Origin of the sequence: Plantactinospora siamensis (assembly GCF_042434095.1) — a bacterium.
In the GTDB taxonomy this organism is placed as follows: Bacteria; Actinomycetota; Actinomycetes; order Mycobacteriales; family Micromonosporaceae; genus KBS50.
In genome coordinates this window covers 400,312-409,498 of the sequence record NZ_JBHLUE010000034.1, presented here as the reverse complement: position 1 = coordinate 409,498, position 9,187 = coordinate 400,312, and the positions used below count along the sequence as shown (strand labels likewise).

Below are 9,187 nucleotides of genomic sequence, written 5' to 3'. Positions count from 1 at the left end.
TGACCCCGGGTCAGATCGTGGTGGTCGACTGCGAGGGCGACCCGGAGAACACCGACAAGTCCAAGCTGGTGTTCCGGGGGGCCGAGAAGCCGGTCGAGGTGCCGGACGCGGTCCCGGCCGACCTCGGCGGCGCGGCCGCCAGCGAGTAGGCGACAGCAACAGCAGCGGCCCGGCTCACCGTTCGCGGTGGGCCGGGCCGCTTCGTTGTCCGGGCCGCTTCGTTGTCCGGGTGCCGGGTGCCGGGTGCCGGGTGCCGGGTGCCGGGTGCCGGGTGCCGGGTGCCGGGTGCCGGGTGCCGGGTGCCGGGTGCCGGGTGCCGGGTGCCGGGTGCCGGGTGCCGGGTGCCGGGTGCCGGCGGCCGGGGTCGCCCGACCCGCGTCAGCCCGCCCGGCCCTCGCCGGCCAGCACGCAGGCGTCACCCACCAGCTCCACGAGGCCGTCCTGCACAAGCCCGGCCAGCGCCCGGGACCGCTGCACCTCGTCCGACCACACCAGGTCGAGCCGCTGCGTCGGGACCGGGCCCGAGCTGTCCCGCAACACCGCCAGCAGCAGACCTCGTACCTGACGATCGGTGCCGGCGTACCGCTGGGGGCGTCGGGTGGGCCCGGTCGGCACCGCCGGCCGGCCGGCGCCGAACCAGCTGCACGAGCCCGCCAGCGGGCAGCCGCCGCAGCGCGGCGACCGGGCGGTGCAGATGAGCGCGCCCAGCTCCATGAACGCCGCGCTGGCGCGGGCGGCCACGGCCGGTTCCGGGGGCAGCAGCTCGGCCGTGGCGACCAGGTCGGCCGGCCGGGTGGCCGGCCCGGCGTCCGGCTCACCGGCCACCGCCCGGGCCACCAGCCGGCGCACGTTCGTGTCCACCACCGGATGCCGCTGGCCGTACGCGAAGGCGGCCACCGCGCGGGCGGTGTAGCTGCCGATCCCGGGCAGCGCCAGCAGCTCGTCCAGGTCCTCGGGCACCCGACCGCCGTGCCGGGTCAGCAGGGCCGTGGCGCACTCGTGCAGCCGCAGCGCCCGCCGGGGGTAGCCCAGCCGGCCCCACATCCGGATGGCCTCGCCGGGCGTCTCCGCCGCCAGGCCGGCCGGCTCGGGCCAGCGATCCACCCACTGCCGCCACACCGGCAACACCCGTGCCACCGGGGTCTGCTGGAGCATCGCCTCGCTGATCAGGATGGGCCAGGCGCCCACGCCGGGCACGCGCCACGGCAGGTCGCGGGCGTTGTCGTCGTACCAGGAAATGGCCAGGGTGGCGAGCTTCGTCTCGGACATCGCGGGTCGATCCTGCCATGCCGCCCGGCGCGGCCCGTCGGTCCCATACCGTGGGCCGGGTCCGGTACCGGCCCGAACCGGGTCACCGGTGCGGCAGACTGCTCCGGTGAACGAGCTTGCCATCACGGTGATCGGGCACGACCGCCCGGGCATCGTGGCCGACGTGGCCGAGGCGCTGGCGGGGCTGGGCGCCAACCTCACCGATTCCACCATGACCCGCCTGCGCGGTCACTTCGCGATGACGCTGGTGTGCACCGGGCCGGACGCCGCCGCCGTGGAGAACGCGCTGGCGCCGCTGGCCGCGGACGGCCGGTTGCTGGCTTCGGTGCTGTCGGTGGTCGCGGACCGTGCGGAGGCCACGCCGGGGGAGCCGCACCAGGTGGCTGTGTACGGGGCCGACCGGCTCGGCATCGTGGCCGCGGTGACCCGGGTCCTCGCCTCGGCCGGCGCCAACGTCACGGACCTGACCACCCGGCTCGCCGGTCAGCTATACGTCCTGATCGCCGAGGTCGACCTGCCCGCCGGAGCGGCCGAGGACCTCTCGGGGCGGCTGGCGGAGGTGGGCCGCGGGCTCGACGTGGAGGTCACGCTCCGGCGCGTCGACCCGGACGTCCTGTGAGCGCGAGGCTCGCCGGGTGGACCGTCGAGGAGCTGGGCCCGGCCGGCCGGGTACGCCCGGTGGCGGTGGCGCCGGCGCCCGTGCTCGGCGGCGGCACCGGGTGGGTCGATCCGTGTGCCGACGAGGTGGTGCGGCTGGCCGCGGACCTGGTGGCCACCATGCGGGTATCCCCGGGCTGCGTCGGCCTCGCCGGCCCGCAGCTGGGCGAGCGGGCGGACATCTTCGCGGTCGACGTGACCGGCCATCCCAAGGCGCTGACCGTGCACGGGGTCTTCGTGCTGTGCAACGCCACCGTCGTCGAGGCCACCCGCTGGCGGCCCGGGCGGGAGGGCTGCATGTCGGTGCCGGATCTGACCGGGGACGTCAAGCGGGCCACCCGCCTGGTGGTCACGGGCCGGCTGCCCGGCAGCGGCGAGGAGGTCCGGCTGACCACCGACGCCTTCGAGGCCCGCGCCCTCCAGCACGAGATCGACCACTGCGCCGGGAAGCTGTTCCTGGACCGGGTGGCGGGCGCGCACGCCGTCTTCCCCCGCAAGGTCTATCGGTGACCGTACGGGTGGCGCGGCGCGTCGGCAGGATCAACTCGACCGCTCCGACTACGGTGTGGGCATCATGCGTCTGACGGTTGGCCCCCTGCCCCCCGCCATATATTGGCGGCGCCGCGCCGTCGTGCTCGGAGCGGTCCTGCTCTTCCTCATCGTGGTCGTGTATTCCTGCTCCCAGCCGGACCATCCGAACGGCCGGCCGGGGGCGTCCGCCACCTCGCCCGCCCCGGCGCCGCCCGGCGGCGCCACTCCGACCGGCGCACCGGCCACCACCGCGGCCGCGCCCTCCGGCGGCGCTCCGGCCACCACGGCCGGCGGGAGCGGGCCGGGCGACCAGCGGGTCACGCCGGCCCCGCCGGCCACCGGGGAGGCGAACGCCACCGGGGTGGCCGCGCCGCCGGCGGGCGGTTGCACCGACGACGAGATCTCGGTGGTGCCCGTGCCGCAGCCGCGCTCGGCGCAGCGCGGCACCGTGGTGAACCTGCAGCTCAAGATCAAGAATGTGTCGACCCGGAATTGTCCCCGGGATCTCGGGGCGGATTTCCAGGAGATCTACATCAAGGCGGGCGCCCGCCGGGTCTGGTCGTCGGACACCTGCGGCACCGCCAAGGGCTCCAGTGTCGAGCCGCTCGCGCCGAACATCGAGCACGCCTACCAGGTGGACTGGAATGGCCGGGAGGCCAGCGGGTGCGCCGACGGCCAGGCCAACGGACCGATCGTGGCGTCCGGCGAATACCAGGTCATCGGCCGGCTGGGCGACAAGCTGAGCGACCCGGTGAAGCTCACCATCACCGGCTGAGCGCCCTGAGCCAGCCCCCGACTGCCGGCCAACCGCTTGGCCGAGCCTTCCGCGCCGCCCTGCCCCAGAATCCGCGGGTCTCGGCGGTCACCCGCCTTGGCGCCGCCCGGCGTGTCGTCCCGGCCGGAGTCGGACCCGCGCAGGCCCCATGCCTCTCCGGCATGAACATGACTGACAGGCGTGGGCGTTGCCGAGAGGTGCGCCGCGGCCCGCCCGGGGCCCCCGGTCGGCTCCCGGCAACAGTCCCGTGGGTCAGGAGCGCGCCAGGGCCGCCCACGACGCGTCAGGCCATCCGCCTACGTCCGCGTCGGGCCACCCGCCTACGTCCGCGGCAGGCCACCCGCCTACGTCCGCGCGCCAGGCGGACATCGTTGGTAGGAGGGTCAGACGTAGCGTTCGAGGATCGACGACTCGGCCAGCCGGGACAAGCCCTCGCGTACGCCGCGGGCCCGCGCGTCGCCCACGCCGTCGACGGCCTGCAGGTCCTCCACGGTCGCGCCCAGCAGCCGCTGCAGGGTGCCGAAGTGACTGACCAGCCGGTCGATGATCGCGGACGGCAGCCGGGGAACCTTGGCCAGCAAACGGAACCCGCGCGGGCTCACGGCCGCCTCGAGCGCGTCGGAGGCGCCGCCGTACCCGATGGCCCGGGCCACCGAGACCAGGTCGATCAGCTCGGTCGCGGTGAGCAGGTCGAGCTCGACCAGCGCCTCGTCGAGGGTGCGCGCCTTGCGGCCGACCGGGAGGTAGTCCCGGATCACCAGCGTGCGGTCGGCGTCCACCCCGGCCATCAGCTCGTCGAGCTGCAGGGCCAGCAGCCGGCCGTCGGTGCCCAGCTCGACGACGTACCCGGCGATCTCGTCGGCGATCCGGCGGACCATCTCGAGGCGCTGCACCACGGCCACCGCGTCGCGCACGGTGACCAGATCCTCGATCTCGAGCGCCGACAGCGTGCCGGAGACCTCGTCGAGGCGCAGCTTGTAGCGCTCCAGGGTGGCGAGCGCCTGATTGGCCCGGGACAGGATCGCCGCCGAGTCGTCCAGGACGTGCCGCTGCCCGTTGACGTAGAGGCTGATGATCCGCATGGACTGGCTGACCGAGATGACCGGGTAGCCGGTCTGCCGGCCCACCCGCTCGGCGGTCCGGTGCCGGGTGCCGGACTCCTCGGTGGGGATCGACGGGTCGGGCATCAGGTGCACGGCGGCCCGTACGATCCGGGTGCCGTCGCTGGACAGCACCACGGCACCGTCCATCTTGCACAGCTCGCGGACCCGAGTGGCGGAGAACTCCACGTCCAGCGGGAACCCGCCGGTGCACAGCGACTCGACGACCTTGTCGTAGCCCAGGACGATCAGCGCCCCGGTCCGGCCGCGCAGGATCCGCTCGAGGCCGTCCCGCAGGGCGGTGCCGGGGGCCATGAGGGCCAGGTTTGCGCGCAGTGGGTCGCCGCTGGCGCCCGACCCGCTCACGGTCATGCCCGCGGTGACGGGACGCGCCGCGGCGCCCGGGCCACCGGCCCGGACCTGGGGGATGGCGCCGGTGATTCGGTTGGCATCGCGGTCGATCGGCACCCGCACAGTCTACGGACTGTTCTGCGGTGGGTGCTCTCGCGGTTACTGTGATGTGTCACCGGGTCTGCCTCCGTGTCCGGTCCGGCCGGGGCTTTGCCACCGACCCTAGTCGTCCACCGAGAGCCGGGCCGCCATGTTGAGCGCGGTCCGCAGGTCGCTCACCTCGGTGACCCGCATCCCGTCCGGCCGGATGCCCGTGGCGTCGGGGCCGCACCCGGGCGGCACCAGCGCGTACCGGAAGCCCAGCCGGGCTGCCTCGGCCAGCCGGCGCGGGACGGCGCCGACCCGCCGCACCTCGCCGGTGAGCCCGACCTCGCCGATCGCCACCATGTGCGGGGCGATGGCCAGGTTGGTCCCGCCGGACGCCACCGCGAGCGCCACCGCGAGGTCGGCGGCCGGCTCGACCACCCGGATGCCACCCACGGTGGCCGCGAAGACCTCCCGGTCGTGCAGCGTGAGCCGGTCGGTGCGGCGTTGCAGGACGGCGAGGACCATGGCCAGCCGGGCGGAGTCCAGCCCCGACACCGTACGCCGGGGCGAGCCGGGGACCGCGGCGCCGATCAGCGCCTGCACCTCGGTGACGAGCGCCCGCCGGCCCTCCATGGCTACCGTGACGCAGGTGCCCGGCACGGCCTCCGAATATCGGGTCAGGAACAGCCCGGACGGGTCGGCGAGGCTCTTGATGCCGCCCTCGTGCATCTCGAAGCAGCCGACCTCGTCGGCCGCGCCGAACCGGTTCTTGACGCCGCGCACCATCCGCAGCGACGAGTGCTTGTCGCCCTCGAAGTGCAGCACCACGTCGACCAGGTGCTCCAGCACCCGCGGGCCGGCCACCTGGCCGTCCTTGGTGACGTGCCCCACCAGCACGGTGGCGATGCCACGCTCCTTGGCAACCGCCACCAGCGCCGCCGTGACGGCCCGGACCTGGGTCACGCCGCCGGAGACGCCCTCGGTGCCCGGCATGGAGATCGTCTGCACGGAGTCGAGCACCAGCAGGCCGGGCTTGACCGCGTCGAGGTGCCCCAGCACCGCCGACAGGTCGCTCTCGGCCGCGAGATAGAGCTGGTCGTGCAGCGTGCCCATCCGTTCCGCCCGGAGGCGCACCTGGCTGACCGACTCCTCCCCGCTGACAACCAGGGACGGGCTGCCGGCACCGGCCGCCCACTGCTGGGCGACGTCGAGCAGCAGGGTCGATTTGCCGACGCCCGGTTCGCCGGCCAGCAGCACGACGGCGCCCGGCACCAGGCCGCCGCCGAGCACGCGGTCCAGCTCGGCCACCCCGGTCGGTCGGGCCCGGGCCGGCGCGGCGCTGATGGTGGCGATCGGCCGGGCCGGCTCGGCGGGGGCCCGCGAGCTGACCACCCGGCCGGAGACCGTGGGGCCGGTCACGGTGCTCTCGATCACCGAACCCCACTCGCCGCACTCCGGGCAGCGTCCGACCCACTTGGGCGGCTGGTGACCGCAGGCGTCGCACTCGTAGGCCGGTCGGGGCTCGCGAGCCGCGCCGCGGCCGCGGGAGGTGGAGCCGGTCCGGGATACCGCGCGGGAATTCACCCTGGAACGGTAACCAGACCCCCCGACAAAGGTACGGGCCGGGCGCGGTCAACCGCGCCCGGCCCGTACCGGAAGCTCGGCGGCTCAGCCGCCGTGGCCGCCCTCGGCGCCGGGGACCGGCGGCGCGGTGGGCGCGGGAGTCAGCGGTACGGCGACCGGCGCGGCGGTGGTGAGCTGCTGCCCGTTCACGTCGAAGGTCACCTGCACGGTCTGGCCCGGGGCCAGCGCGTTCTTGAGCCCGACGAGCCGCAGGTAGCTGCCGGAGTTACGGTCCAGCACGACGAACCCGTGCGCGGGGATGTCGACGCTGGCCGGTCCGGCCGGCGCGGCGCTCGCGCTGGCGCCCGCCGACGCCGCGGCGCTGCCCTCGGCGCTCGGGGTGCCGGCCGCGGAGGTCGAGGTGGACGGGCTCGGCGCCCCCGTGCCGGGCAGCCCGCCCGGGTACGGGCTGGACGGCGCGCCGGTCGACTTGCTCGGCCCCGGGCTCACCGAGGCGCCGCCCGGCCCGGACGTGACCTGCTCCGCCCCCGGGACCGGGCTCGAGACCGGGCCGGTGGCCAGCGCGACCGAGCCGGCCGAGCTGGAGCTGACCTTGACGGTCATCGGGTCGGGCCCGTCGTTGTAGAGCACGACGTGCAGGGTGGCGTCCCCGCCCGCGCGGTAACCGGCCGTGCCGGCGTAGTCGACGCCGAGGTCGCGGACCTTGAAGGTCGCGTCGTTCATCTCGGCGTTGACGCCGGAGATGGCGGGTTCGATCCGCGATGTCTCGGCGATCTGGCCGGCCCCGCACCCGGCCAGCAGCAGGGTGGTGCCGGCCGCGGCCCCGCCGGCCAGCAGCAGCGCCGCCCGCCGGGCTCGGCTGATCGAGCGCGTCACGTCGGTCCTCCTCGTCACGATCCGCGTCCACCCGACGGACGCGGTGGCCGTCCCGCCTCTTCGCCGACCGCCCGACCCCGGGTCGCGGCAGCCGCCAGGCCGGGCTCCAGGGTAGTTGCCCGTGATCGCCCGCCGTACACGGACCCGGTCATCCCGGCTTGACCGCACCGGCGAGGCCGCACGGCCGCCACCCCGGAGGCGCGGCCGCGGTTGCCAAGCCCGGGGACGGCCGTCGGGCCCGACGGACGCCGGGCCGGCGGGCTCAGGCCAGCCGGCCGCCGAGCACCAGCAGCGCCACGTCGATCAACGCGATCACCATCACCGCCCGGAAGGCGGCCACCGGCCGACCCGGCCGGCCCGGCCGCGGGCGGCCGACGTACCAGCCGAGGGGCAGGATGGCGACGGCCGTGCCGGCGGCCGCCCAGCCCGCCCACGACGGCGCCCCGGCCGGCCCGAAGACCAGTACGGCCGTGGCGGCCAGCAGCAGCCCGCCGGCCGCCAGGGCGGAACGGTCGGGGCCGAGCCGGTGCGGCAGGCCCCGTACCCCCGTCCGGGCGTCGTCGTCCAGGTCGGGCAGGGCGTTGGCGAAGTGTGCGCCGGCCCCCAGCAGCGCGCCCGCGACGGGCAGCCAGACCGGCGGGGTCGGCGCGCCGGGCAGGGCCAGCACGACGCAGGCCGGCAGCATCCCGAAGGAGACCGCGTACGGCAGCACCGAGAGCGGCGTGGACTTGAGCGGCCAGTTGTACAGCAGCCCGGACACCAGGGCGGCGATCGCGCAGGCGGCCGCCGCCGGGTTGAGCGACAGGGCCAGCAGCGGGGTGCCGAGCGTGGCCAGCAGCGCGGCCACCCCGAGGGTGCGCCGGCCGAGCAGCCCGGCCGGTACGGGCTTGTCCCGCCGGCCCACCGCGGCGTCCCGCCCCGCGTCGAGCCAGTCGTTGCTCCAGCCCACGGCCAGCTGGCTGGCCAGGATCGTGCCGCCCACCGCGGCCAGCCCGCGCGGGCCGTGCCCGGCGCCGGCGGCCAGCAGCACGGTGACGGCCGTGACCGCCACCGCCGGTTCCGGGTGGCAGGCCCGGATCAGTCCCCACACCCGACGCGGCACGTGCGAAGTCTGGCCGTTACTCCCGAGTCGTGCCACGCTCGACATCATGCGAGACGAGGGAGCCGGCGTCACCACCCGGCCGGCGCCGACTCCCCACCGACCCCGCAACGATCCCGGCCAGTACGACGACCTGGCGGACGAGTGGTGGCGCCCGGACGGCGCGTTCGCGATGCTGCACTGGCTCGCGGCCGCCCGGGCCGAGCTGGTGCCGCCGGCCCGCCGCCCCGGCGCCGTCCTGGTGGACCTCGGCTGCGGCGCCGGGCTGCTCGCGCCGCACGTGGCCGGCAAGGGCTACCGGCATGTCGGCGTCGACCTGACCCGGTCCGCGCTGGAACAGGCGGCCGAGCACGGGGTGACCGCGGTCCGCGGGGACGCGGCCCGGGTGCCGCTGGCCGACGGCTGCGCCGACGTGGTGGCCGCCGGCGAGGTGCTCGAACACGTGCCGGACTGGCGGCGCGCGGTGGCCGAGGCGTGCCGGGTGCTGCGCCCGGGCGGGACGCTCGTGCTGGACACCCTGAACGACACCGCGCTGGGTCGGCTCATCTCCATCCGGGTGGCCGAGCTGTTTCCCGGGGTGCCGCGCGGCATCCACGACCCGCGGCTCTTCGTGAACGCCCGCGAGCTGGTCAGCGAGTGCGCCCGGCACGGCGTACCGGTGCGGGTGCGCGGGGTCCGGCCGCAGGCGCTGGGGATGCTGCGCTGGCTGGTCCGCCGGGCGCTGCCCGGTGGGATGGCGGGTCGGTCCGCGGTGGCGCCGCCGCGGATCGTGCCGACCTGGTCCGCCGCCGTCCTCTATCAGGGTCGCGGGGTCAAGGGCGGGTAGCGCCCGCCGTCGAGGGTAAGGCTGGGGAAGGC

Annotated in this window: 9 protein-coding genes and 1 pseudogene; 5 read left to right on the top strand and 5 right to left on the bottom strand. The window is 75.9% G+C overall.

The annotated features are described in order from the left end of the window. Nucleotides 1-149 (top strand): annotated as a pseudogene (locus ACFFHU_RS30955) (AAA family ATPase); the annotation flags it as partial. Nucleotides 150-378: 229 nt separating this feature from the next. On the opposite strand, the gene ACFFHU_RS30950 reads toward ACFFHU_RS30955, so the two are convergent. Beyond that, nucleotides 379-1,269, bottom strand: a complete 891-nt coding sequence (locus ACFFHU_RS30950; protein WP_377344064.1) for an iron-sulfur binding domain-containing protein — start codon at nt 1,267-1,269, stop codon at nt 379-381. 106 nt (nt 1,270-1,375) lie between these two features. Between ACFFHU_RS30950 and ACFFHU_RS30945 the strand changes: the two genes are divergently transcribed. The 3 genes from ACFFHU_RS30945 (at nt 1,376) to ACFFHU_RS30935 (ending at nt 3,232) form a co-directional block, all read left to right on the top strand. Next, nucleotides 1,376-1,888: a glycine cleavage system transcriptional repressor gene (locus ACFFHU_RS30945; protein WP_377344062.1), complete on the top strand. Its 513-nt coding sequence runs from the start codon at nt 1,376-1,378 to the stop codon at nt 1,886-1,888. Beyond that, entirely contained in the window at nt 1,885-2,436 is a 552-nt protein-coding gene (locus tag ACFFHU_RS30940) for a peptide deformylase (RefSeq protein ID WP_377344060.1), read from the top strand. Before ACFFHU_RS30945 ends, ACFFHU_RS30940 begins: the two co-directional genes overlap by 4 nt. A gap of 64 nt (nt 2,437-2,500) precedes the next feature. Further along, on the top strand, nt 2,501-3,232 hold the full coding sequence (locus ACFFHU_RS30935) for a hypothetical protein (protein WP_377344059.1): 732 nt from the start codon (nt 2,501-2,503) through the stop codon (nt 3,230-3,232). Nucleotides 3,233-3,615: 383 nt separating this feature from the next. Here ACFFHU_RS30935 and disA read toward each other — a convergent pair whose 3' ends face one another. The 4 genes from disA to ACFFHU_RS30915 form a co-directional block, all read right to left on the bottom strand. After that, nucleotides 3,616-4,800, bottom strand: coding sequence for a DNA integrity scanning diadenylate cyclase DisA (gene disA / locus ACFFHU_RS30930; RefSeq protein WP_377344058.1), 1,185 nt, complete (start codon nt 4,798-4,800; stop codon nt 3,616-3,618). A 105-nt stretch (nt 4,801-4,905) separates the two neighbouring features. Continuing rightward, nucleotides 4,906-6,354, bottom strand: a complete 1,449-nt coding sequence (radA, locus tag ACFFHU_RS30925) for a DNA repair protein RadA (RefSeq protein ID WP_377344057.1) — start codon at nt 6,352-6,354, stop codon at nt 4,906-4,908. Nucleotides 6,355-6,438: 84 nt separating this feature from the next. Continuing rightward, nucleotides 6,439-7,230 (bottom strand): hypothetical protein, encoded by a 792-nt coding sequence (locus ACFFHU_RS30920; protein WP_377344056.1) that lies wholly within the window; start codon nt 7,228-7,230, stop codon nt 6,439-6,441. Nucleotides 7,231-7,492: 262 nt separating this feature from the next. Continuing rightward, nucleotides 7,493-8,380, bottom strand: a complete 888-nt coding sequence (locus tag ACFFHU_RS30915; RefSeq protein WP_377344055.1) for a UbiA family prenyltransferase — start codon at nt 8,378-8,380, stop codon at nt 7,493-7,495. Here ACFFHU_RS30915 and ACFFHU_RS30910 point away from each other — a divergent pair. Next, entirely contained in the window at nt 8,379-9,155 is a 777-nt protein-coding gene (locus ACFFHU_RS30910) for a methyltransferase domain-containing protein (protein WP_377344053.1), read from the top strand. The genes ACFFHU_RS30915 and ACFFHU_RS30910 overlap by 2 nt on opposite strands. Nucleotides 9,156-9,187: the final 32 nt, after the last annotated feature.